The sequence below is a fragment of the Chryseotalea sanaruensis genome, from assembly GCF_003990915.1.
Lineage (GTDB): Bacteria > Bacteroidota > Bacteroidia > Cytophagales > Cyclobacteriaceae > Chryseotalea > Chryseotalea sanaruensis.
Genome location: NZ_BHXQ01000001.1, coordinates 394,105 through 418,635, shown reverse-complemented (window position 1 = coordinate 418,635; position 24,531 = coordinate 394,105). Strand labels below are relative to the sequence as shown.

The 24,531-nt window shown below is 38.2% G+C and carries 28 protein-coding genes; 7 read left to right on the top strand and 21 right to left on the bottom strand.

The genetic code is table 11. The features are described from left to right. Nucleotides 1–93: 93 nt before the first annotated feature. From SanaruYs_RS01700 to SanaruYs_RS20040, 18 genes are all read right to left on the bottom strand, one after another. On the bottom strand, nt 94–1,107 hold the full coding sequence (locus SanaruYs_RS01700; protein ID WP_127120774.1) for a lipid A-modifier LpxR family protein: 1,014 nt from the start codon (nt 1,105–1,107) through the stop codon (nt 94–96). Nucleotides 1,108–1,309: 202 nt separating this feature from the next. Continuing rightward, on the bottom strand, nt 1,310–1,981 hold the full coding sequence (locus SanaruYs_RS01695; protein WP_127120773.1) for a hypothetical protein: 672 nt from the start codon (nt 1,979–1,981) through the stop codon (nt 1,310–1,312). Between the two features lie 4 nt (nt 1,982–1,985). Beyond that, on the bottom strand, nt 1,986–2,972 hold the full coding sequence (locus tag SanaruYs_RS01690; RefSeq protein WP_127120772.1) for an alpha/beta fold hydrolase: 987 nt from the start codon (nt 2,970–2,972) through the stop codon (nt 1,986–1,988). Nucleotides 2,973–3,134: 162 nt separating this feature from the next. Further along, the gene (locus tag SanaruYs_RS01685; RefSeq protein ID WP_127120771.1) at nt 3,135–4,253 is read right to left on the bottom strand and encodes a helix-turn-helix domain-containing protein; all 1,119 of its coding nucleotides are present in this window, start codon (nt 4,251–4,253) and stop codon (nt 3,135–3,137) included. A 107-nt stretch (nt 4,254–4,360) separates the two neighbouring features. Next, on the bottom strand, nt 4,361–6,592 hold the full coding sequence (locus SanaruYs_RS01680; RefSeq protein WP_127120770.1) for an inorganic phosphate transporter: 2,232 nt from the start codon (nt 6,590–6,592) through the stop codon (nt 4,361–4,363). 209 nt (nt 6,593–6,801) lie between these two features. Then, entirely contained in the window at nt 6,802–7,101 is a 300-nt protein-coding gene (locus tag SanaruYs_RS01675; RefSeq protein WP_127120769.1) for a hypothetical protein, read from the bottom strand. A gap of 326 nt (nt 7,102–7,427) precedes the next feature. Then, nucleotides 7,428–8,405: a DUF4407 domain-containing protein gene (locus SanaruYs_RS01670; RefSeq protein WP_127120768.1), complete on the bottom strand. Its 978-nt coding sequence runs from the start codon at nt 8,403–8,405 to the stop codon at nt 7,428–7,430. Then, nucleotides 8,402–9,031, bottom strand: a complete 630-nt coding sequence (locus SanaruYs_RS01665; protein ID WP_127120767.1) for a hypothetical protein — start codon at nt 9,029–9,031, stop codon at nt 8,402–8,404. The genes SanaruYs_RS01670 and SanaruYs_RS01665 overlap by 4 nt, the downstream gene beginning before the upstream one ends. After that, entirely contained in the window at nt 9,031–9,426 is a 396-nt protein-coding gene (locus SanaruYs_RS20230) for an HNH endonuclease (protein WP_218022342.1), read from the bottom strand. The genes SanaruYs_RS01665 and SanaruYs_RS20230 overlap by 1 nt, the downstream gene beginning before the upstream one ends. A gap of 202 nt (nt 9,427–9,628) precedes the next feature. Next, a complete protein-coding gene (locus SanaruYs_RS01650) occupies nt 9,629–9,847 on the bottom strand; it encodes a hypothetical protein (protein WP_127120765.1) in 219 nt (72 codons plus the stop codon). A gap of 25 nt (nt 9,848–9,872) precedes the next feature. Next, complete coding sequence (locus SanaruYs_RS01645) at nt 9,873–10,193, bottom strand: hypothetical protein (protein WP_127120764.1); 321 nt, start codon at nt 10,191–10,193, stop codon at nt 9,873–9,875. 105 nt (nt 10,194–10,298) lie between these two features. Continuing rightward, on the bottom strand, nt 10,299–10,670 hold the full coding sequence (locus SanaruYs_RS01640) for a DUF5763 domain-containing protein (RefSeq protein ID WP_127120763.1): 372 nt from the start codon (nt 10,668–10,670) through the stop codon (nt 10,299–10,301). Between the two features lie 16 nt (nt 10,671–10,686). Then, complete coding sequence (locus SanaruYs_RS01635) at nt 10,687–11,016, bottom strand: DUF4236 domain-containing protein (RefSeq protein ID WP_127120762.1); 330 nt, start codon at nt 11,014–11,016, stop codon at nt 10,687–10,689. Further along, nucleotides 11,013–11,171 (bottom strand): hypothetical protein, encoded by a 159-nt coding sequence (locus SanaruYs_RS20200; RefSeq protein ID WP_170177223.1) that lies wholly within the window; start codon nt 11,169–11,171, stop codon nt 11,013–11,015. The genes SanaruYs_RS01635 and SanaruYs_RS20200 overlap by 4 nt, the downstream gene beginning before the upstream one ends. Nucleotides 11,172–11,288: 117 nt before the next feature. Further along, the gene (locus SanaruYs_RS01630) at nt 11,289–12,401 is read right to left on the bottom strand and encodes a toll/interleukin-1 receptor domain-containing protein (RefSeq protein ID WP_127120761.1); all 1,113 of its coding nucleotides are present in this window, start codon (nt 12,399–12,401) and stop codon (nt 11,289–11,291) included. A gap of 88 nt (nt 12,402–12,489) precedes the next feature. Then, nucleotides 12,490–13,212, bottom strand: a complete 723-nt coding sequence (locus SanaruYs_RS01625) for a LytR/AlgR family response regulator transcription factor (protein WP_127120760.1) — start codon at nt 13,210–13,212, stop codon at nt 12,490–12,492. 3 nt (nt 13,213–13,215) lie between these two features. After that, nucleotides 13,216–15,096 (bottom strand): tetratricopeptide repeat-containing sensor histidine kinase, encoded by a 1,881-nt coding sequence (locus tag SanaruYs_RS01620; RefSeq protein WP_127120759.1) that lies wholly within the window; start codon nt 15,094–15,096, stop codon nt 13,216–13,218. Between the two features lie 83 nt (nt 15,097–15,179). Then, the gene (locus tag SanaruYs_RS20040) at nt 15,180–15,332 is read right to left on the bottom strand and encodes a hypothetical protein (RefSeq protein ID WP_160118559.1); all 153 of its coding nucleotides are present in this window, start codon (nt 15,330–15,332) and stop codon (nt 15,180–15,182) included. Between the two features lie 344 nt (nt 15,333–15,676). Here SanaruYs_RS20040 and SanaruYs_RS01615 point away from each other — a divergent pair, with 344 nt between their 5' ends. Continuing rightward, nucleotides 15,677–16,474 carry a hypothetical protein gene (locus tag SanaruYs_RS01615; RefSeq protein WP_127120758.1) on the top strand — a complete coding sequence of 266 codons (798 nt, stop codon included), beginning with the start codon at nt 15,677–15,679 and terminating at the stop codon, nt 16,472–16,474. A gap of 248 nt (nt 16,475–16,722) precedes the next feature. On the opposite strand, the gene SanaruYs_RS01610 is transcribed toward SanaruYs_RS01615, so the two are convergent. The 3 genes from SanaruYs_RS01610 to SanaruYs_RS01600 all read right to left on the bottom strand — a co-directional run bounded on the left by SanaruYs_RS01610 (nt 16,723) and on the right by SanaruYs_RS01600 (nt 21,009). Beyond that, nucleotides 16,723–18,510, bottom strand: coding sequence for a glycoside hydrolase family 35 protein (locus SanaruYs_RS01610; RefSeq protein WP_218022341.1), 1,788 nt, complete (start codon nt 18,508–18,510; stop codon nt 16,723–16,725). A 114-nt stretch (nt 18,511–18,624) separates the two neighbouring features. Further along, a complete protein-coding gene (locus tag SanaruYs_RS01605; protein ID WP_127121302.1) occupies nt 18,625–19,962 on the bottom strand; it encodes an alpha-L-fucosidase in 1,338 nt (445 codons plus the stop codon). A gap of 252 nt (nt 19,963–20,214) precedes the next feature. Further along, nucleotides 20,215–21,009, bottom strand: a complete 795-nt coding sequence (locus tag SanaruYs_RS01600) for a hypothetical protein (RefSeq protein ID WP_127120757.1) — start codon at nt 21,007–21,009, stop codon at nt 20,215–20,217. A gap of 196 nt (nt 21,010–21,205) precedes the next feature. On the opposite strand from SanaruYs_RS01600, the gene SanaruYs_RS01595 reads away from it, so the two are divergent. The 6 genes from SanaruYs_RS01595 to SanaruYs_RS01570 all read left to right on the top strand — a co-directional run bounded on the left by SanaruYs_RS01595 (nt 21,206) and on the right by SanaruYs_RS01570 (nt 24,442). After that, nucleotides 21,206–21,406 carry a hypothetical protein gene (locus tag SanaruYs_RS01595; protein ID WP_127120756.1) on the top strand — a complete coding sequence of 67 codons (201 nt, stop codon included), beginning with the start codon at nt 21,206–21,208 and terminating at the stop codon, nt 21,404–21,406. A gap of 52 nt (nt 21,407–21,458) precedes the next feature. Beyond that, nucleotides 21,459–22,037, top strand: coding sequence for a hypothetical protein (locus SanaruYs_RS01590; RefSeq protein ID WP_127120755.1), 579 nt, complete (start codon nt 21,459–21,461; stop codon nt 22,035–22,037). A gap of 14 nt (nt 22,038–22,051) precedes the next feature. Continuing rightward, nucleotides 22,052–22,384 carry a potassium transporter KefB gene (locus SanaruYs_RS01585; protein WP_127120754.1) on the top strand — a complete coding sequence of 111 codons (333 nt, stop codon included), beginning with the start codon at nt 22,052–22,054 and terminating at the stop codon, nt 22,382–22,384. Nucleotides 22,385–22,448: 64 nt separating this feature from the next. Further along, nucleotides 22,449–23,279, top strand: a complete 831-nt coding sequence (locus SanaruYs_RS01580) for a DUF817 domain-containing protein (protein ID WP_218022340.1) — start codon at nt 22,449–22,451, stop codon at nt 23,277–23,279. Nucleotides 23,280–23,297: 18 nt separating this feature from the next. Beyond that, nucleotides 23,298–23,678: a ribosomal maturation YjgA family protein gene (locus tag SanaruYs_RS01575; RefSeq protein ID WP_127120753.1), complete on the top strand. Its 381-nt coding sequence runs from the start codon at nt 23,298–23,300 to the stop codon at nt 23,676–23,678. After that, nucleotides 23,675–24,442, top strand: coding sequence for an oxygenase MpaB family protein (locus tag SanaruYs_RS01570; RefSeq protein WP_127120752.1), 768 nt, complete (start codon nt 23,675–23,677; stop codon nt 24,440–24,442). The genes SanaruYs_RS01575 and SanaruYs_RS01570 overlap by 4 nt, the downstream gene beginning before the upstream one ends. Nucleotides 24,443–24,531: the final 89 nt, after the last annotated feature.

Sequence of the window (24,531 nt, the reverse complement as noted above, 5' to 3'; positions counted from 1 at the left end):
GGTAAAGACATGAATTAGAGTTTAAAAGTTTGTGCAATCCTATCTTTTTCGTTAATACACAAACTAACCGAAGGGTTTATATTGGTTATTGATTCAACGCTTGTTTTGACTTCCAAAACGACATGCTACTACTAAACTTCCATAGGCGTGAGTCCTAAACTGACTCTTAGCTTCTTTACTTTGCAAAACTAATTGATAGGCCAAACAATATCGTGAAGTAGAAAAACGCACTCCAAATTCATGTGCCAACACCAAAGGTTCAGGCGCTGCAATTATACCTTGTTGTATCTCATTAAACCTACCTCCCTCTATGGTGGCATTATACAACTGGTAACTAAGCGCGGGCTTGTAATATACAAACAGTTCAGTACGACTACTTTCTGCATTTGGAGAAGCTGCTAATCTTGTATTCCAGTAACTGCTTCCAGCAATAGACAATAACTTTCCATACTGCAACATTACAGCTTGTGTGAAATCTGTAAAACTTGTACCCACCGTAGCCTTAGAAATCGGGGTAATCTGAAAGTGTTTAGTCTTATTAAGCAAGGGCGCAGCAAAAGTACCATGCACATTCGCACCCCAGGAATCCTCTACCTGATAATCCCATACCCAATTCCAATGTTCCTTTACTCCAATTACACGGTGCCAAAAGGCATAAGACTCACGACCAAAAGAATTATTGCCAATACTACCAACACTTAATCCTACTGCAAGTAATTTACTATTTTTAAAAACAGAGCTGAGCGAGGCTTTAACATAGAGATATCCCGCAATCGGGCGGTCTATTTCATCTAAACCACCAGGAAATTGCTGCGTAGGATTGGGTAATATTTTTCTACTGTGTGCTGTATAAATTTGTTGCGCCAGCTCATAAGAGAAAACCTGTTTTACAACATTAGGCGATGGTTTGTTTCGCAGGCGATCATACCGTACAAATAAACCACTGGTATAGTAACCATCTTCACCATTAAACAAAAGAAAGTTATTATCGCAGGTGAAAGTTAACTGCTGATTAAATGCCACCGTTTCAGGATCCTGAGCAGTGGTGATAAAAACTATAGCAGGGAGCAATAAGATTGTAATCAATACAAATCTAATCAAATACATACAAACAGGGAGAAATACGATTTAAGCAATACAAGATAATATTTATGCTGTATTACACAAAACCAACACCGTTTCCTTTACCAGCTTTTTATCACCTACTTAAAAAAATCAGCGCCTCTTTGGAGACGCTGATTGAACAACGGGTAATTTATAGACAGTTTCTTAACTTAACTCGTGTGGTGTTAGATTATAATAGAGTCCATTACTTTAGTTTATAATTGAAGCCAAGCATAAAATAAAAAGGAATTAATGGCGTGGTCTTAAAGTCTTGCGTTACAACCTTACCAATATTGAGTGTTAAGTCATATCTACTAAAAGAATAACCTGTTTGAATACCATAATTAAAGTTACCGCCTGTTGAAGGTTGGTACCAACCATCAGTCACCTCGGCATAAACATTATCCTTGAATAGTTCCGAATGTTTAAAGTGCGTTACAATGGCTTTATCAAAACCAAATTCGCCAGCTACAAAGTAATTGGTTTTATAGTAGCCAAATACGCCTTTCATTTCACTACCAAAATTGACTAATCGTACCAATGGATTCTCGTATCTTCTGAAAATTCCATGCAATGAAACACTGCCCTTAAGTTTTTCATTATTCAAGACAACCAGTTGACCACCTATTTTTGTCTTAAAATCATCCACCAGGTTATCTCCGGATGGTATCGAAAAGTTAGCATTAAGAATAAGCGGCAATTTAGATTTGATCTGATACACATAGCCAACATTGTACGACAGACTATGATCCCATCCAAAACCAACATTTACGATATGTTTTGACTCACCAAGCGTTTTCCAATTCATAGTCTGTGCATGAGTTGAATGCATTCCGAACAGGTAAAGAAGTGTTATTAGTATTAATCTGGTTTTCATGATTTTAATTCAATTTGTTTAAATAGTCAACTACTACAGGATATACCAAATTCCATTTGCTGTGAATCATTTCATGGCCGGTATCATCAATTTGTACTATTTCCGTGTTTGAGAAAAAGGCTGCTTCTTTTTGCGCGAACTTTAATCCATATGACTTATTATTTTCGCCATACAGAAACAATGTTTGGGTAGCATACTGATTAAGGTTTGTTGTGAAATCAAAACCGTCATTTTCAGAAATATCAACAAAGGCTCGTAACACGACAGCGCCATTCCTCCAAAATGGAGAGGCTGTTTCAACTCCCTCTTCATTTCCTTTAGCATAAGAAAAGCTTGAAGCGAGTGCCATTTTGTAATCTAATATTTCATGATCCTTTTCTCGTCCGGTCAGGAATTGGTCATAATAGAAAACGTCACTAGTTGTTTCAGCCAGAAGCTTTAATCTACGGCTTGTTTCCCCGTACTCATCCAGCAACTGCTTATTGAAACCGCCTGCTTCTGCGAAAATGGCTCCATCAATTCTATCCGGATAGGCATTGATGTAAGCTGCAGTTAGCATGGCACCCCAGGAATGCCCGAACAGAAATACTTTTTGATTAGCAGATGTTCGATAGTACTGAATAACAGCAGCAAGGTCATCGAGGTACAACTGGATGGAATACGATTCTTTAGGATGCCTTTTAGATAAGCCGGTACCGCGTTGGTCGTAGAAAACCACATAATATCCGCTCTCAGCCAATTGTTTTGCATTCAGTCCGTTTCTATAGTCTGAACCCGGGCCGCCATGTAAAAACACAACCATCGGGTTTACACTGTTTCCGTGTGCTTCAGCATGTAAAACGGTTCCATTTACAACGACAGACGGCAGGTTGGGATCTTCCTCAACTGTTTTAGGTACGAGATTACCTGATTTGTTTATGTATTGCTCATTTTCACAAGACATAGACAATACACAAGTCATTGCTGTAATAGTCAGGATTTTTAAGTTCATATTTTAACAATTAAAATTTGACTCAAAAATCATAGAACTACAAAGGGTAATCGCCCCAAAATGTAAGGTGGCACCCATTTAAAGCACATAGCCTTTCAGTGGTAATCCATTAAAAATCAGATTATTGAAAAAAGTGAACCTAAGAAGTGAGCATTGAAGCTATTAATTCAATACTACTTTAAGGTCTTTAAGGTACTCGGAGGGAGAACTGCCAGTAATGCTCTTAAAATTTCTATTGAAGGAAGTTTTTGAATTAAACCCACATTCGTGAGCAAGGGCCAGCAGGGTATATTTCTCGTGCTCGAGTTTTGCTACTCGTTCCTTAAATTCCTGAACCCTTAAGGTATTAATAAAATCAAAGAAGTTCTTTTGCTCTACCCTATTAATCACCTGCGAAAGTATATTCGGATGCACATTTAGCTGTTGAGAAACCATTCCAAGGGTAAGTTCGGGCATCAGGTACACCTTTTTTTGTGTTATCAATTGCATCAGCTCGTAATGAATTGTTTTAAGCTGTTGGTCAGTAAGTGCAGCCTTATCATATTTCGAATCTTCAGTCAATTTATTGGCTACAGCTGGCTGCTCAGTCGATGCAGGTAGCGGCTGCTCAACAGGCAATTGATTAGTAAAAATGCCAACCTGCTTTATTCCAAAGTACCCGATAAATAATACGTATAAAACAACCGAGGAGAAAATGTATTTATCATCTGCAAAAAATACGATCACCCAAATACACGACAATCCTATGATTAACCAGAAAAGCCATTGCAGATTTATTTTTTCTGTATAAGAATAATTATTCTTGATTTTGTTTCTATGCTTTACTAATTCCTTAAGCGACAAAATGGTATACGTTATTCCCGAAACAATAATTCCAAAAAAGATAATACCTGTTAGTATTGCATAGGCTTCTCCCTCATTACGATAAACATTTACTTTTTCTTGTGGACTTAATAGTAAAAAAGGGATTGTTGCTATAAAAGCCAGGGTATAAGGTATAAAATGTAGTAATCCTTTCCATGAAGTTCGCTGCTGAGAAGTGAGTAATCTTGTGTAGATAAAAAGAAATACCCCGTGCAATAATGGAATAGGGATTTCAAGTCCAAGCAGGTATGGAAATTGTAAATATTCCTGAGATGAAATTATCGCAAACAAACTCAACTGTATGGAAATAACGCATAACCAGATAAACAGAATATTATCAGCGAAAGTTTTATCTCTTTTTGTAAAAAGGATAAAGGACAGAAAGAGTGTTATTACAATTCCTACTACATAAATCATTAACCAGGCAATTAACTCAGAACTTGCAAAGCTAATGTAAATCTGTTATAGATAATTTAGTTTAGTTTCAACAACTAACATCAGTTACATCCTTTGTCAACAGTTTTCTATCGCCCAATGTCTCTATACAAGTTGTAAATTCCGGTAAGGGTATCTTGTATGTCTTTTGTTTCAAGTAAAAGTTTAGTCTGCAAACGGCCAATCCTATTGCCAACTTCTTTTTGCTGTATGTCGCTAATTATCAGGTCTAATGCTTTACTCAGTTTTGAAGATAGTGTGTTTTGTATAGACAGGAAGTGTTCATGCTGATTATTGTCCGGTTGCATAATTGCTCCACATATTCCCTCAACATAAGTGGTCAGTAATGTTTCTATTTCCTTAGCTGCCTCCAAATATTCGCCTGATGGCACTGAGTGATGATTATCCAAATGATCTAAACAACTATCGCTGATAAGTTTAATACTCTGTTGTAGATCCTGTATGTGATTAAAAAGTAAAATATACATTCTGCTCAATGGCCGGTCGGCCTTGGGCATTTTTCTTACGTACTTAATAATCTTGTTTTGCAGTTTACTGTTCTGTTCCCAAAAATCTTTATTCTTATGCTGTGCACGAATCAGAATACTCGGTTTGCCCACAGCCACTGCATCAAGACAGGCGACATAAACCTTGTTGGCCAATTTCAGATTTTTAATTGTCAGTTCTTTACTCTCCTCAATCGCCTGCTTTATGCTCTGCGGCTCGCCTGAAAACAACTGGTTACTCAATTTCTCCGTCTTTTGTTTGCGTGTAAAAACAATGTGGCTGCGAATAAGTAGGAAGGCGGCTAATATTGCTAATGAAAAAATTCCGACTGCCCCTGTTTCATAAATTACTAAAACAAGCAGGCCACTCATTAGAAAAGCAATTAATGCCGTAACCAACCATCCGGCAATCACCTGCAGCACACCAGCCACACGGTATACTGCGCTTTCTCTACCCCAAGCCTGATCTGCAAAAGAACTACCCATAGCCACCATAAAAGAAACAAAGGTTGTGGACAACGGAAGTTTCATAGAGGTGCCCAGGGCAATCAAAATACTTGCTACTAAAAGATTAACGGATGCCCGTACCAGATCAAAAGCAGGTTTTTCATTTTCCTGTTTTTTCAGTTTAGGCTTGGTAAGCCTTTTATCAATACTTGCCAACACCATGCGTGGTATCAGGTATTGAATAAATGTGCCTGCGTAAATTGCCCCACCTACTACTATTCTCGAAAACCAGGTAGACCTGAACCGCTCATCTCCGTCATCCTGTCTGCCTAAGGAGACTTCTGTTTCGGTTACTTTTCTGCTTTTGGCACTAAACCAAAGCGTAAGCATCATGGTAACGCCCGCCACAATTAATATCCATGCTGGTGTTGCCAACTGGTTATTCAAAACACCCATGTTAAACTCATCTGCAGACTGGCCAGAAGCACGCCATGACTGAAATGACACCAGACCACCAATAGCTACACCTATAAAATTAACCAGGTCGTTGCTGGCAAAAGCCATGGCTAATGCAAAAGTGCCGAACAACACCACTACCCTGAGCGGGTTAATGTTGGTAAACTTGAGAAGCAACTGAATGGCTATACTCCAAACAAAAAATGAGATAAGCGTAATGATCCAACTGTTGGTTACTATCCAATTAGCCTGATCACCATTTATGAATATGCTGCCTTTAACACCCTTGATCAGTAGAAAGTAAAAAATGGTAGTGATGGCTAAACCTGAAAATACGGCCCCGTATTTTTTAATTGATTTTTTTAATGAAAACGTGAATACAAGTCTTGAAATGTATTGCACAAATGAACCAACGAAAAAGGCTAAAAAAATTGAGAGAAAAATACCACTGACAATTGTGATGGCTCCGGAAAAATTCAGGATGTTACTGAAAGGGATTTCAAACCAGCTAATGCCCCGGTCGAGGGAAGTTAAAATACCTACAACAAAAGCAGCACCCAATAATTCGAAAATCAGGGATATGGTGGTTGAAGTAGGCAGCCCAAGATTATTATAGATATCAAGCAGAATCACATCGGTGATCATCACTGCCAGAAATATGTACATCACTTCACGAAAAGTGAAGTACTCCGGATTAAAAAGACCGTTTCGGGCAACCTCCATCATGCCGTTTGAGAAGAATGCTCCCAACAGAATGCCGGCACTGGCCACCACTAAAATGATACGAATAGAGGCTACACGTGAGCCTATGGCCGAGTTCAGGAAATTAACGGCATCGTTGCTTACGCCTACAATCAAATCTACCGAAGCGGTAGCGAAAAGTATGATTAAGAAAACATTAAAAATATCCATTTGATCAAAGCGCTAAAAAAATGCAAAAAGCAAAATTTTAAGGTAGGTTTTGGCTGATTAAGGTCAGGTTAAGCAAACTTAACAAACTGGTAATATTAGTTAGCTATCAGCCATCGACAGCAGGTAAAAATTCGTGAAAAATAGAGTGATTATGGATCATATCCTTTGGTTTGTATACTGTTTTAGCATCCTACCCTGCTTTGACTGTACTAAGCTTTTGCCACCAAAGCCAGATAACAGCTAAAGGCACACTCGCGAACGGAAGCTTCTGAGGCTTGTAAAGGTTCGCTGTATTGTGCCAGCAAGTGGTAGTACCTATCCTGTACTTCATTACTGTCTTCATCGAGGCCGACTTTAACGAGAATAAAACTGCCGAGATCGGATTGAAAAAAGGCATCATCTAAACCTATGCTGCGCAGTGTGCTGAAAAACTTATAGCTCTTAAGCTCCTCGCCTAGCAAGAGTAAGATAAGCTGAACATGGTCGAGTAATACATGTGGATATGACATTTTATCTAAGATTGAATGCAAAAGAGATACAAATTACTATATCCTAAAAGTAAATACATTTTGTAGCAACACAAATCAGGCTGCTTGTGTCAATCTCCTTGCATATAAGACAAAGGCATAGAAGTATAAGTGTAAAGCATAGATGTATGCTTTATAATTGTATAAAAATATTTTTTGAAAGTAATGATGAAAAGGGAGAAAATGAAAGCGACTATAATTCGCCAGTATTGTATCATATAATGATTTCAAATATTATGGACTTGTTCTCCTTCTTTATTGTTGATATTGAGAGAAGATGATTAGAGTAGATCGTTAACAAATATCATTCAATGCTTCCCTAATAACTCTATCCTCTTATAATGCAATAGGGTTTGTTGTTCAAGCATTTTGTCGTAGTCTGTTTCTGGCTCATTAAGTTTACTCACAACAATAAATAGCTCGAGTCCTAGAAGAAGTAAAAACCAGATTGACCAGGTGATTAATGCTATATTCGAATTTCCTAAAATTTGGAACATCAAGTCTAATTCGTCTAGAAAACCTACTTTCTCTTTAAGTTCAGCTTCAACTGAAGGCCTTAACATTAAAAGCAAACTGTCTTTCTTATATTTTTCGTCACGCAAACTTGCTATTTGATCATCTAATGGTTTCAAAAGATTCATCTTCGGATTTTGAATTTGTTGGGAAGCTCTGACTACTGTTTCTTTCTTTAAACTATCTGCCTTGTTTCCAACAGGATTTAGCTGGGTGGTTTTCTTTGAAAAGATAGTTATTGTAGGATGCTTGTTAATGTCATCAATCAAATGGCTTCTTTCATTTTCCTTTTGCATGACTGCTGAATCAATAGAACGAATCTGGCGCTTGAGTTCCTCGGATTTAGCAGGCAACACCACCTTTATTTTATCATCCATCATAATAATCTTTTGCTGCTCAATGTCATCCTTGAACATTATCTGATCGATGATCACTGATCCGATGATAGCCATTAATAGAGCTATTACCATTCTAAAAACTAGCGGAAGATTATTTCCTTTAGGTGATAGAATAACCTGACGTTCAATTTGAACTACTATTGTAATAGCAAACAAAGCACTAACAATTGAATAGTACCAATCAAGCTTTAGGTAGCGGCTAGAGAAACAATAACCAATAAATGCCCATAAAAAACAGATAATGGTAATTGCTGAAGTATACCGCAGAACACGTTTAGTAGATATCTCACTGCATCCTGCCAATATGTTAGGATTATAACCTGTGAGGAAACAACCTAATTTAATCCATTGCTGTCGTAGTGGAAAATGCTTCATTCGCTATCATTTGATAATCCTAGAATCTTATTATAGGTAATGGCTGCAAAACCATTATTGAATCCCCTGGTATAACTAAGGAACAAATTCGAGCATAAACCTTCGTTATTTTTGGCATCGGATTCGATAATTGCAACTGTATTTATTTCCTCTTCTATTGTTTCCCGATGTGTCACTAACTCTTCTACGATTTCGATCATGCCATTACGCTTTCTTGTCTCAATGTGGAAATTGATCTGGCGCAAGTGACTAGAATAATATGTTTTTACTTTTGCTATATTTAAACTAAGTTCATTTTGAATCTTAAGAATATTTTGCTTTAAATAGCTCGTATCAGGGTTGACTAGGGCGTCTTCATAGCCTTCCTTTTCGTAGCTCTTTTCAAGAAATTTGTACAAGGTCTGCAAGTTATTTACTTCTGAACCCGTTTCACTGTTATTCATAGTTGACTTTCTAGGTTTTTCATATTCAATAAAAACTTCCTCTCGGATTTCAGGAAGTACCTGTTCAGAATCTGGTTGTTTGTATTCGCCTACAACTTTCTCTTCAACTATGCTGTTGGAAATGGTATCTGATCTTTCATCTGATTCCTCCGGCTTCCTTCGAAACAAACTAAACAAACCCATTATAGATAAACATTTGGTACTTTAAATTTGTCATGGCCTCTTGAGTGACATCGCTCACAAAGGGTAATCATAAGGTAATTATCGTAATCCCATGGAGCTTTAAACTGCTCTAGCGCTTTTACATAATGATACTGTCTGTGATGTACCTGTAAATTTTCCCGTGTGGAACAAATAACGCATTGATGATTATCCCGTACCAATATCTCAGCTCTTTTAGTAACCCAACGCTTATCAAAAAGTAATGCTCCATAAGTCCCATGAGCAGGTTTCTTCCCTGTTTCGTCTTCACCTTCTGAAAAGGAACTTTTGCCATAGGTTATACTCTTATACCTCGTATTTCTAAGAGATTCATAGCGAACTTTACCTGTATAGAATCTCTTTCGTTGAGAAGACATACTAGGTAGTATGACAATCCTTTGAACAATAAAAACATCCGTTGCTCTGGGGATACTTCTTTTTTGCAATTTGTACCGCTGGTTTGCACGAAGCAAAATCCCCTAAATATGTTTTGCTTTTCGGGAGGTAAAAACATGTAGCAGTGTGAACCTCGTGGTCACCATTTTTTTGTGCCTCATCATTTACGTAGTATATCATAAATCAACTATTTACATTTTCATTCTGTTTCTTAGAAACTTCAAGTATCTCCTGCAACAACTTAATCTGCTTGGCTTGATAAGAAACGATGGTATCAATTTTCCAATACCAAAGTGTTAAGCCGCGGAGCACTAGAAATATGATTATAATAATTGCGAGACCAAGTAAGAGCATGACAAATGCTTCAGTCCCGCCAATCCCTAAAAGCAGTATATTATTCATATTATTCAAATTTTTGTTTTTTTATCTACTTACATCTACATCCAGTCCCCACCACCCACTTGCAGCAAGCACTGGCACAAGCGCTCTGGTTCTTATTAGAACAACCACAGTTGGCTGTTGTGGGGCAACCTGTTCCGCCACCGGAAGCAGGTAAGTGCTCGCAGGCTATTCCATCATTATCTTTATCCAATTCCCTCAAACATTCTTTGTCACGATCGTAAGCAGCCTGTGCAGCTTGTTGAGTAATATAGTCGGCACATTCAGCATCAGGGCAAAGTGTCTGATTTTGTGTTTCACATTTTCCAAACAAAAGCAAGGTGGCAATAACTATAAAAAGTCTAAGCATACTATTCTTTACTGAACTGAAGTAACACAGGCACATCCATTATTGAAATTTATATTTCCCGTGTCCTCGATTTTTCTTCCGAAAGCACCACTTCTATTTCCCGTACTATTGATGCTGATAGCAATAGCCACTGGAATGGGTAGTCATGCGCTTGCACCTGGTGCCCGCCTGCGTAGTTCCCTGACATTGACTTGAACTTGTTTTCTTCTGCTCTAGTGCTGTAGAATCTGGTTTGATTACTTGCTTATTGCTATTACGTTGAAGAGTCTTTGATGGCTTGCAATAACTGCAAGGTGTGTAGCCTTGCTTTTCTGCCTCTGGTAATGAGATTTTAATTTTTGATTTCAGGTAATGACAGGTAGAAAGGTGATATTTTACACCTGTCTTCGTTATGTAAACCGTCTGTGCTTCAACACTTGTATATGCGCAAGCAAAGAGCAAAACTACAAAGTAAATATGGTGTAGATGTCTCATCATTTTGAACCATTTAGTTTCAACTCATTCGTTTTAGTTCGCGTTGTTGACGCTTATCTTGAATAAAATGATAAAGTCTTTTAAAAAGGTAAAGCACAAAGTGAATCAGGTTATAAATTACTAAGCCTCCTATAAGAATAATGCCAAAGAGCAGCATCAACACCAACCCCTCTTTACTTCTTGCCCAACTGCTGCGAAAACTAAGTCCGCTTATACCTGTACGAATGGAGAAACCTTTTGTGCTAATAGAACCATGCTTGGTTCTATAGCTTGGTGTAAGTCCGGATGGACTTACATTCAAGCCAAGGCCCTTACCCAGATTTACCCGCTTCTGATAACGGAGACTCAAGCTTTTCGCACTAAAATCCATGTAGCTGCATGTGAACCACCACCACTATTACATGGAGGAAAAGTTTCACCCTTTGAAAGAGGTATCTCATATGATGAGTGCATGCTGCATCTATAAATACCACTCTGCTGACATTTTTCACCAGTTTTTCCCATAATTTAAAATTTACATTTATGGTATGAAGGAATAATATCTGGCGATTACAACGAAATAAATTTTCCAGACTAGTCCTATAATTTTCCTAATCGCTATTTTCCATTTCCCAATGGATATCATTTATCAGTCAAACTCCATATACCTTTACGTTTTAGTAAAGAATAAACTTCTTCATGGCGAAAACCCATCAGTAACATCTGGTGCTTTTTCATACCAGAAGCCTTTTCAGCAAATGTAAGGTCTACTTCAATAAGCCGAATATTGTTGTCGTACTTAACGAGTATAGAATAGGTAGAATCATTTAGTTGGCGGCTTTCAGAAATTGAATAATGTAAGGGTTGTGTGTTGAGCAAGGTGTACTTTACCGATTGTCCCTTCTGTAAAAGAAAAATTTGAGGAAGTATCAGACCATAGGCGTTGGCAGGACGTAATGCTTCTACATCTGTTTGCAAAATAGCTGCAACATTTTTCTTTGCACGCACAGTTGTAAGTCCATTGTTGAATTCATACTCGTTCCGGTAATAAGACTTCATATTTTTAAAAGCCGTATATAGTGAATCAATGCTCTCGATAGTGGTTGGTTTTGCTCCTGCTTTTTTGATATTATACAAGTTGGTTGTCAGAATTGTATTTTCCATTGCCGCTACGCGTGCTTTTACTGCTGCCTCCATACTTTCGATAGTAGGCTTTTCACTAGTCTTCGTTAAAATTGTTTTACCGACATAACCAAGCGCCAGGAGTATTGAAACAGCAAGACCAATATTCAGCCATCGTCTACTACCATGTTTTACTTTTTTCTCTGAATCCTTTTCCTTGGAAATGGCTTCCAACAGTCGGCTAACCACATGGTCAAGCCCCTGCTCTGCTTTAATACCAAAGCGATCGGCCATGGTTAAATCCTTTTGTGCAAGATCCTCCAGACCCACGTTGTACATAACAGGGAGAATCACTTTTTGACCTTCTTTTTCTCTGGCCATGAAATGATAAAACTCGCGTATTGTCCAGGTTTTTGAAATGTAGTGTTTGCTTAAAATAACAATTCCAAATCTTGATTGATTTAATCCATCACTGATTGTAGCTGAAATACTGTCACCAGCATTCAACTCACGTCCTGAATACCAGATTTTCAAGCCAGCTTTTTGAAGGCGATCGCAAAGCTCATTGGCAATAGGTATCTTATCTTCTACCGCATGAGAGATAAAGGCATCGTATTCGTATGCTTTGGGCATTATCTAATTTTACAGTATAACAACTATAAACAAACACTTTACAAGAACTAAATCCTTTTTCCGAAATACAGTATATTCTTTCCGAAACCTACCTTACCAGTTTTAACCGCTCCAGCAAATCCTCTTTAAATTCCATACTCATTTGTACTTCATGTGAATCAAGATGAAGTGTATTACCTTCCAGCGAAGTAATCTTATTTACATTGACAATAAATGAGCGGTGTACTTTCGCAAATTGATGGTTATTAAGCTGTTCGTGAATATGCTTCATATTATTAGCCAGTTTATAGGTTTTTTGTGTTGTTACAACACAACAATAAGCACGATCAGCTTCGAGGTACAAAATATCATCATAGTCCAGTTTAATAAAAGATTGATTATCAACTCTTAAAAAAATACGGTCTTTCAAAATCTGATTTGTTTCGGATTTTGTTGCCTGATTTGCATTATGAAAGGCGATTTCAATGGCACGTATTAAGTCAAGCGCCATAAAGGGTTTTGATAAGTAGTTGGCAGGCATAGTCTTCTTGGCTCTGTCTACTGTTTTCTGATCGGTGTAGTCGCTAAGGTAAATAATAGGAATATCGTATTTGTCCTGAATAAATTTAGCCGTTGCAATACCATCAAGAGCACCTGATAACTCTATATCCATCAGAATCAGATCAGGTTTAACTTCCCCTACTTTTTCAATAGCCTCTTCCCCTGAATCACTGATAGCAACAACTTCCAGCGCGTGCTGTTTAAGTGTTGAAGCGATGCTTGCTGCTATTAGTGATTGATCTTCTACAATAAGTACTTTTATATTTTCCATACACTATATAGGGATTTGCAGTAATATTTGTGTTCCGGTTTCAATTTTAATAGTCATTTTACCTTTCAACTCCTTCACCAGTGTTCGCACCATCTTCAGTCCAAAAGAGGCGGATGATTCTGTATTCTCTGGCATGCCTGAACCGTTGTCTTGAATCAGTACAATTAAAGCGTGTGTGCCGTTGAAGTTAAGATTAACTGTTAACTCAGGTTTGTCTTTTCCATCAAAGGCATATTTAAAGGCATTACTAAGTAATTCATTAATAACCAATCCAAGAGGAATAGCTTTATCAACTTCCAATTGAATCTCATCTATGTCAAGATGAGTAACCAATCCCCTATTATTAAAACCGTAAGATTGCGCGAGATATTGAGTTAATTCACTTATATACTCCTTAATATTGATCTGCTGATTTTGATTTTCAGTGTACAGCTTTTTGTGAATCAGCGCCATGGCGTTAACCCGGCCTTCACTGCTCTTTACAGCGCTAATGGCACTGGCATCAGTTAACTCTTGCGACTGTAAGGTTAAGAGACTTGAAAGAATCTGTAAGTTGTTTTTTACACGGTGATTCAATTCTTTCAGCAAAAAATCATTTCTCTTTTTATTTCTCTGGGATGATTTGAATTGCAAAAACACCAACAAGGCTATTACCAGCAATAGTAATGCACTGATGATTAAACCCTCAATCCAAAGTTTGTTTTTCTCCAATTCAAGTTTTTGAAGAACTTGTTCCTTTTCGAGTAAATCAATTTGTTGTTCCTTTTGCTCAGTTTCATAGCGTATCTGCATGTTGAGCAGCGCTTCAGCTTTCTCTTTGGTGAGCAAGCTGTCTTTTATAACCAGTAAATCCTGTGAAGATTGGAAGGCATTTTTAAAATCCTTTTTCAAGTCAAATACTTTTACTTTCAACTCTAAGAATTGCTTCAGGTATTTGAGTGAACCTACCTGATAAACAAGTCCATCAATTTCTTTAATAATTTTTTCAGCTTGTGTTACATCACCCTTCAGTATTTTAATCTTCAAGATGCTAAGCAGTGCCTCCAACTGTCCCGACTGATCATAGGCTGCTTTTTGCAATATCAGCGATTGTTGAAAATAAGTTTCAGCTTCATTATAATTATTTAACTTTAACTGAACCTCTCCCAGGTTATTTAAAACGACTGGTGCTTTCTCGCCAATATCCTCTCTTATTTTCAGCGATTTCTTTAAATAGAAAAGCGCACTGTCATATTGTACCAAACTAATATGTACCTCACCTATATTGTTTAACGATTGCCCGATTCCTTTTTGATAACCAATTAGCTTTCGAACATTTAATGATTTGCGATAATAAATCAGGGCTTTATGAAAATCGCCTGTGTTGGAATAAATAGCACCAATAGTATTGTAACAAGACGCCAGTGCCCTATCTGGTTTCATTCTTTCGAGTTTTTCCAACGCATTAAAGGAATATTCCAGCGCCTTTTCATACAAGCCCTTATTTTTATAAATACCGGAAAGGTTGGTGTCTACTGTGGTGGAATTTGCAGAATCACCTAATTCGTTGTAAAGCAAATAGGCACCTTCATAATAGTGGATACTACTGTCGAAAAGGCCGCGCCTTTGAAATGCAACACCTAGTGCATTGTAACTCAAGGCTAGAACTGGTTTGTCAGCCTCATTTTGGTGTAGCAGTACACGTTTATAATAAACAATAGCACTATCCGGTTGAGCCATTTCACCAAACTCCCATCCGATTATTGACAATATATGAGCTGTTCTTTTAAAATTGTCACGTTGTTTCGGATCATTTAGAAGATCTTTAAGGCTATCAATTTTTACTTGACCTGATAGAGGTATGCATATTGAAAAAAGTAGCAGAAAAGGTACGAGGCCTTTCATAGACAAGGGGGACTGACATGAAGGTAATAAAAAACGGTGAAGTCTAGTAGCTTCACCGTTGTAAATTATTGAATATCTATTTATTAACCACCTCCAGGGGGATTTTGTGGCGGAAGTGGTGGTGGTGGAATAACAATAGGATCATCCTCTTCACCCGATGTGGTAATCACTTCTTCCGTACAACTCATTAAGAGTAAACCAAACACAAAAACCATTACATATTTGAAATTTTTCATTGTTTTAAAAGATTTAGATTGAACATGGCTGAGGCCATTAGTGCAAGGGCAAAGCATTTCCTGCTGAAGCGAATTCAGTATTCGGGAATTCATAAGCCTTGGCTTACACAAATACCAACAGCATTTTGATCATGGGTGGGAATCTGACCAGGTGCAGTTCAGGGTTGTGCTACCCATGAAAGCCATTACCTGAAATGCGCTTAGCCAGACGTTGATCGATCAATTGTTCTTGAACATGACAAAGGTGATGGATGGAGAGATTTTTAGCGTTACGATTGTTATACGCTATTCCCGGATTGTCATCGGATGTTTACGGATATTCTCCGTTTTTTCTACATTCGTAAATGAATATAAAAGTTGCGCATATCGAACAGCTTCTACTTGCTTTGGCAAAAAAAACAAGGCAATCCCTAGACAGTTCAGGATTTAAAAATATGAGTGATGTGATTCATAAAAAGACTAATCAAAATATCGATAGCCGCTATTTAAATGAATCATTGCACCAGAAAATTGAAGGCGCAAAAAAGAAGGGAGTTCAGGAATTGAAGTTTCAGATACATAGACTTAATCAACTTGCTGAATTTCTAAATCATGATAGCTTTCTGGAATTCATTGATGCCATAGAGAAGCCTCTCAATCCAATTTTGAAAAGTAGTCTTGGTGTTTATTATTGCTATTTGAGAAGAAATACAGAACAGGCGGTAATTTTGTCTTCCCCAGTTCGAATATTTGAGACAGCAGAGAAACAAGTTGTGTTTGAACTGAGGGGACCTGATCAAACATATTCTGGGAATGTTGTCTTAAAAAACAATTGCTTATTCATTCTTATGCAGGCCCAAAATGGCAAAGAGTTTCATCATGTATATCGAATCGGGCAGAAACTTGAGCCTAAGGTATTACAAGGAATATTTTCGGGTGTATCTACATCATCCGAGCCTATTGGTGGAAGGGTAATTCTAATCCGTACAGACATGGAATATGAAATAATTCAAAATCAAGGTACTGAAATTACCATGCTTAAAAATTCAAAGCACTTAACCGAAAGGCGCATTGCCGAATACTTTTCCAATTATACTGACAACAACCTGAGCCTGCTCAAATCCATGACCTTTGGTATTGATGATTTGGGGAAGTGTATGTAATAGGCTAGTAGGTTATAGCTAACAACAAATTTGTAGATTGACAGTCTAAAGTCAGATCAACGGACGTTGAAGGATCAGATTCTGTTTCGCTGATAAGCAAAGAATATCATATCTCCGATTCGGAACAGATCAAATAAGTTAAATGGTTTTTTATTCACAATTGCACTATAAGAGGTCAAACAAGAACATTTTGCAGACAATGTATTTCTAAATATTTAATGTAAAAGAAATGTTTCTTGATTCATATCCTAATCCAATATCGGAATATCCTTTGTCTTTAACATAGTCTGTATTACATTATGCTCCTGCTCAAAGATTACGATTTCGTTTTTGCCTGATGATAGCCAGCAACCGGGTACGTATAAGGTTTGTTGTGGGCCTACATGCCAGTAACGTCCTAATGCATGTCCGTTAACAAAGGCAATGCCTTTCCCCCAGCCACGCATATCTAAAAAGAAATCTGCTTTTTCTGTTACCTCAAATATGCCCGAATACAATACAGGCTGTTGTAATTTAGCTGTTGAAGAGTTGCTAAGGGTGGTCATCTGATCGAAAGGAAAAGAATACATTTTCCAGCTACCGGTAATCTCAATATCACCAATGAACACAGGAGAGATAATGCCTTTCTTATTGTTTACAATCTCAGCTCCATAGTTAATGCGCCCCATATTTTCTACAAGTATGTCAAGTCTGCCATTAAAAGGAATACTGATATCCATCTCGTACTTATTTTCCTGTCTGTTTAGAAAACCTACCTTTTTACCATTTAAATATACCAATGCATAATCGCGAAGACCGGTAATTTTTAGTTTCCCGTCTATGGCTTGTGTAAAGTGTTTACTGTACAAAACATAACCATGTCCCTGATTCAAGTCTTCAAAACTCATAGGGCTATCGTTGCTTACCGGTTTAATGCTGTTCTTCCAATCGAAAAAGTTAACTGACTTACTCAGTGCAATATCTAGTAGTGCCTTCACAGGAAGCTTCACCGGAATTTCAGGTATGGGATAATCAACATACTTTTTCATAACCTCTCGGATAGCCATATACTTTGGCGTAACCCAACCTGCTTCACTGATGGGTGCATCATAATCATAACTGGTCAGGTCTGGTTGTATGCCGTGTTCATCATTATAATTAGCACCAGAAGTAAATCCAAAATTGGTTCCTCCATGTGCCATATAAAAATTGAAGTGTACCTTACCTTGCAAATACTTTTCTGTTTGTTTCGCTATCTCATTGCCATCAATACGCACAAAGGGCTCTGCCCAGTGGTCTAACCAGCCTGGATAAAACTCGGCTACCATATAGGGGCCATTGTGTGGATAATAGGTGTCAATCGCTTTCTTCAAATTGTCGATGTTACCTTCACCATTGGCAGTAGGTAAAATATCCTTCAAGGCCCCACCATTGAACAACCAGGTGCCATCGGAGGTAAAGAAAGGCACTTCAAAGCCTGCATCAATTAATAGTTGTTTGATGGCTGTATTGTATTGCTGATGCTCTTCAATCGGAATATCTTTTCGTTGTGTGACATAAGAACCAAATTCATTTTCTGCCTGCACCAAAATAATCGGACCACCCTGCGTAATCTGCAATGACTTAACTTGTGCAGCCAATTGATTTAAGTAAACGCGGCACGAATCAAGAAAGGCTTTGTTATTGGTTCGTATTACTAAATCCTTGTTCTGCTGCAACCACCATGGATAGCCACCAAATTCCCACTCTGCGCAGGCATAAGGGCCTGGCCTGAGTATTACATAAAGTCCCTCCTGTTGTGCCGTGCGAATATATTCAGCCAGGTCTTTGTTACCTGTAGTAAAATCCCACACCCCGGGTGAAGGTGTATGGTAGTTCCAGAATACGTAAGTAGCCACCGTATTAAGCCCCATAGCCTTTAGCATTTTAAAACGATGACGCCAATATGCTTTTGGTATGCGCGCATAATGCATTTCACCGGAGTGGATCTGAATCGATTTGCCATTGTGTAAAAACTTACCATCCTGCACCACAAAGCTTTGGCTCGATTGTGCCATTACATATGGTGTTACACAAAGAAATAACAGCAGTAAGAGAGATATCTTTTCACTAGTAATGCGCACGCATGTTTCCATTTTTATTGTCATATAAATGATACAAATTATAATTTCTCAAAATACAGATACCGTTGAAAGCAAAGGACAGGCTTTTGCATCTTTAATTGTGATGCGCACTTGTGTAGTGAGATTAGGGTCAATTCTAATAATTCTTTTATAACCAATAGTTGTACCGTTAGCGACTTGTTGCCAGTTTTCATCTTTCCATACTTCTATGGTAAATGCTTTTACGCGTTGTCCCAGCTTAATGTATTCTTGCAATACAACATACTGGACTGTCTTATTTTCTGGAAATTGTATGGTTACTGCTCCTGTTACTATTTCATCGTCTGTTGCCCAATAACTTTCAGGATCATTATCAATAACCTTCTCTGCATTGTATTGTTTATCATGACCGCGGTAAGTATTGGCACTTACCTGAGCATCAAGTGTGAGGTCGCTTGCAAAGGTTTGCTTCAGTAAATTGCGCCATTCCAGCAAGGTATTCACATCGTTTTCATGCAGGAGTCCTCGTCTGTCTGGTGGAACATTAAGCAAAAGTGTAGAGCCTCTGCCTACTGATGTTAAATAAATATCGAATAATTGTTCCGGTGATTTCACCAGCGAATCTTCTGCTGCATGATAGAACCAGCCCGGCCGGATAGAAGTGTTAACTTCAGCGGGTATCCAGTGTGTGCCATGCTCCGAACCTGTATTCAAAAGTTTTTCTATACCGGCTTTGCCAGCATACAGCGTATCAGGAGTAAGCGTATTCCAATTGGTTTCACCACCTACTCCAGCCTCATTACCACTCCAGCGCACACCTGGTCCTGCATCGCTGAAAAAGATTACGCTCTTTTCCATTTTACGAACACTGTCTAATGTAGCAGGCCAATCGTAATAAGTAGCGCGATTAATCTCCCGCTTCTCTCGAGCACCACCATAATAACCATCGCCTCCATTGGCACCATCAAACCACATTTCAAAAACAGGACCGTAGTTAGTGAACAGTTCTGTTAGCTGATTGCGATAATAACTAACATAAGAAGCCTCACCATAATCGGCTCTGTTTCTATCCCAGGGCGACACATAAATGCCGAACTTCATGCCATATTTTTTACAGGATGCTGAAACGCTTTTCACTATATCAGCCTCTCCGTTTTGCAGTGGACTATTTTTTATTGAATGATCAGTGTATTGCGAAGGCCATAGACAAAAACCATCGTGATGCTTACAAGTAAGAATTAGACCTTTAAAACCTGCTTCATGCAACGTACTTACCCACTGATCGGTGTTGAGTGCACTTGGATTGAATACAGCAGGGCTTTCGTCACCATAGCCCCACTCCTTGTCTGTAAAAGTATTTGTTGTGAAATGGATAAAGGCATTCAGCTCCATTTCATGCCAAGCCATTTGTGCAGCACTCGGCAAAGGCTCTAATGGTATAGGGGTTGTGGCGCGATGTGGTGAGCACGCTATACTTAACAGAAGGTTGACGCCAATGAACACACGCCTAAATCGTATTTGTTTTTTAAAAAGTAGCACGAGCAGGTAACTAAAGTTAAAAAATAAAAGTAAGCATAGTGAGGGTATAATCTAAATACTTTTATTTCAGCATTAGTCTAGAGAACGCAATTATTAGTAAAGAAAGCCTTGTATAACAAATCAACACCCCTTTGTATTCATATACACATTAGGAAGCCCTGCATCATTAATCAATTTTACCCACCCTCCGTACTCTTTTTCAACATTGGCTTCTTCTGCGCGTTGGGTAGTGCAGGGATTTTCTTTGTAGACCTTAACTTTTACTTTGCACCAGGGGCCTTCACAGAAACCATCATCATAACCGGTGATAAACATGTGCATGCGTTCACCTTTTACTGTGAGAATGAGTTCAGCATCATCATAGGGTGATTCGCGAAGATTCAAGCCCTTACCCTTAGCCAATATTGGTGAATTTCTTCTTGAGATGAAGTAATCTTTCCAGCTCATCACGACAAAATCGCGGTCAATTATATCGCTTACTTTAGCCCAGGTATTACCGAGACTATTACCATCAAACAAACGCAAAACCTTAGTATCATTTTCATAAAATGGAATCACGTAGGTATCGTCTGAGTAATGATGCAGCTTTTCTAAAGGTACGTTTACACAATTGTTGGGGTTGCTGAGTGGTAGAATGAACATGCGCATGTGGCCATCGGTATACTTACCCACCGGGCAAAATTTTGACAAGGTTGCTACTTGCTTTTGTTGTGCATCAAATAAGGGTAGGCCGCCAGTTGGCACGTACACAAATTGTTGTCTTGGTAAATCGGGTAGTTTACTAAAATCGGGCACAAGCACACCTGCCCTACTTTCCAAATTAAGATTAAGATTTTCTTGTGTCCAAGCTTCCTGTACATAACAGACAGCTACCATCAACAACAAAAGAGATAATGCTTTTCGGAATTGGTTCATAATAGTTGCTACTGCGCTTAGTCTGGCGTTATACAATGTACCGTAAATACATAGATCTTTTCGCTAACCTGGCTATTCTACAATTAAACAACGCACTTTTTAAGCTAAAATCAAGGTTTAAAATATTTTGATAAAAGCACTTTCAATTTAAAAGTACTTTTGTATACCTTGCATCAGATTTAAACATCATATTTAGATGACTGCAGAAAAAAACTCCCGTTTGCGCATGCAAAAACTGCTCTCTATACAACTCATTGTTTTTGCAGTATTGCTGTTGGCTTTTAAAATTTATGCGGATAGTGAACCTGGTGCGCTTCCTCTCCTGCTGCTGTTAATTGGCTGTAGCTGGTACCTTAATAATCGTTACAGATTGAAATCGCAAGGTCATACACAATAATGCTTCATTCAACCTTACAGCAAGTCATATAAAAATTAAAACGTTATCCACTATGAACACACATGTTAACCTTTCTAAACCTTTAATGATTGTTGCGCTGGTAACTGGTATTATTCTGCTGGTTCCCCTCATTGTCATGCAGTATACCACAGAAGTAAACTGGGGCGTTGGTGATTTCATTGTTATGGGTATTTTACTTTTCGGTACGGGGGCAGCCTTTGTAATACTCACAGCATACTCATATAATGCTATTCACAAGGTAGCCATGGTTTTTGCCATAGGTGCTACTTTTCTAATGATTTGGTCGAATCTTGCTGTAGGCCTAATTGGTGGTGGCGCAAATGCTGGCAACTTAATGTATGCCGCTGTTTTACTTGTTGGTCTGGTGGGCACTTATCATTCTCGGTTCAGCTCACGCGGTATGGAGCGTACTATGTTTGCCATGGCTCTAACCTTTGTACTTATTGCCATTATTGCTTTAGTCGCTAATATGCAGGACTATCCAGGCAGCTCAGTAAAAGAAATAATTGGCGTTAATGCGCTCTTCACAATACTCTATGTAATTGCAGGTATGCTATTTCGATTCGTGGGTACAGAAGAAGATAAACAACTTAAGAAAAGCAACTCATAACAATAATCAATAGTATGGCATCTATCATAAATAGCACAATTCATATTCGTATGCCGTTAAGTAAACGCATGTTGATTGGCGCAGAAATAGCCTTAGTACTGATTACCTTGTTTCTTTTAACAGTTAAAGAACCTGAGCCGGCATGGGGAAAGTATTGGATGATTAGACCTTTGCTCGCCATGACCATGGCAGGTGCAATAGGTGGTTTCTGTAACTATGTCATTATCAACTTTAGAAGTCAGATGGGCTTTACCAAATCTGCGGCCATTCTACTAAGCGTTATTGTTTCTATACTTGGCTTGTTTGTAGGGTTTGCTTTTGGATTGTATGGTACGGTGTTGAATTGAGTTTAGCCTCTCTCCTATTAAATTAACACACTCAAATACAAAATCATATATAATTCTCAGATAGTTGAAACAACTTGTTCGTGTACTTTACCTGGTAATACCTAAAAGTGATTCGGGTAATTTAGAAAAATATTGGAGTGAGTTTATTGCTTTCGGTTTTAAACAAGCCTTATCCTGTATTTTTCCTGCCTTTATCTTTTGCATGCTCGTTGTTTCAAACCTTACTACTATTCCCTTTTTACCACGCTATGATTTTCTGTTGATTGCTTGTGTTGTTATGCAAGCCATCATGTACTTCTCAAAACTTGAATCTGGTATGGAATTGCTCGTCATTACTATGTTTCATGTATTGGGTTTAATTATGGAAATCTACAAGGTGTCTATGCATTCATGGTCGTATCCAGAATTTGCCTATACTAAAATATATGGTGTGCCTTTATATAGTGGTTTTATGTATGCTAGTGTTGGAAGCTATGTTTGTCAGGCATGGCGCTGGTGCAGTTTGAAAATAATAAATTGGCCTGAATTTATTCCAGCTACACTTGTCTCCATTGGTATCTACGTTAACTTTTTCACCCACCATTATGCTTACGACTTCCGTTGGGTACTTACTCTTTTACTGATCATTATATTCTGGAAAACAAAAGTGATTTTTACTACGAACAACATTAAAAGAAAAATGCCGCTGGTTCTGTCATTTCTACTCATTGGTTTCTTTATCTGGGTTGCAGAAAATATGGCTACCTATTTGGGTGCATGGAAATATGCTACGCAGCATGAGGGATGGAAAATGGTTAGTCTTGGAAAAATATCTTCCTGGTTTTTATTGATAGTACTCAGTATCGTGATTGTTATTCAACTCAAGTTTTTTAGGGCTTACAACAAAAAACAATAATATCCACTCACCTACCGCATGATACGTTTCAGTAAAACTTATTTTATCATTGCTTTACTCATTTTTGTTGTTGAAGTATTGATTGCGCTTTTCATCCGAGATCGAATTATAAGGCCATACCTGGGCGATGTCTTGGTGGTAATACTCATTTACTGTTTTATTAAATCTTTTCTCTCATGGCCTTATCAACTAACGGCTATGGGTGTATTGCTCTTCTCGTTTTTTATTGAATGGCTGCAATCCATCAACTTTGTTGAAAAAATTGGATTAAAACATTCCACATTGGCGAATACCATTATTGGTAATTCTTTTGCCTGGCTTGATATACTCGCCTATATTGTTGGCATTATTATCGTATTGGTGATAGAGAAACGAAGGGCAAGCAATATTTTTATATGAAGCAAGAGTACTTTGTCAGCGAAAATTCCATTGTGCGAAAAATTTGGGGGAAGAGCGATACCGTTCTCTTCATCTTTGCAGGTGCTGCCGCTGAGTTTGCGCTAAATAAAGCAGTGGATTGGCTTTACTTTACCGGTCGACTTCCTGCAGATCCCATTAAGAGACTCTTCAGTACAGTTGCTTATGCCCGTGCCATTATCTTCTCAGAAAAAAGCAAAGCTCTTCAAGCCATAACTGCCGTAAATGCCATACATGCACAAGTAGAAGAAAAGCGTGGTGCTTCTATTCCGGACTGGGCCTACCGGGATGTGCTCTACATGTTGGTTGATTATTCTATCCGGTCTTTCGAAGCGCTGGAGCGTGAATTAAACAACGAGGAGAAGGAAGAAATCTTTGATGTTTTTAAAAGGTTAGGTATTGGCATGGGAATTAAAAATTTGCCTGACACTTTAGCATCATGGTATGTACAGCGTGAAGAGCATTTACAAGAAAACCTAGCTTATAGTCACCATACGGCCGACTTATTTGAACAATATAAAAAACACCTTGGGGTAATACGCTATGCTATTTTATTAGGCGTACAAAGCTATTTGGCACCCAAACAGGTAAGTGCCTTGTTTCACTTTCAAAAGTTTTCTTTTGTACAGCCGCTATTATACCTGTATAACCTAAGCAAGCTTGTTAAACTTGACTGGATCATGAAAGCCTTGTTATTACCATCACAGTACAAAAAGCAAATCAGCGCTATCGAAGAAAAAGTTTAAGTCTTAATTTTATTGCTAATATGCTTCTTTACCTAAAATCCGTCTGGCTGCTGTTTGCTTCCGTTTTCAGCGGTCTGACGGATTATCAA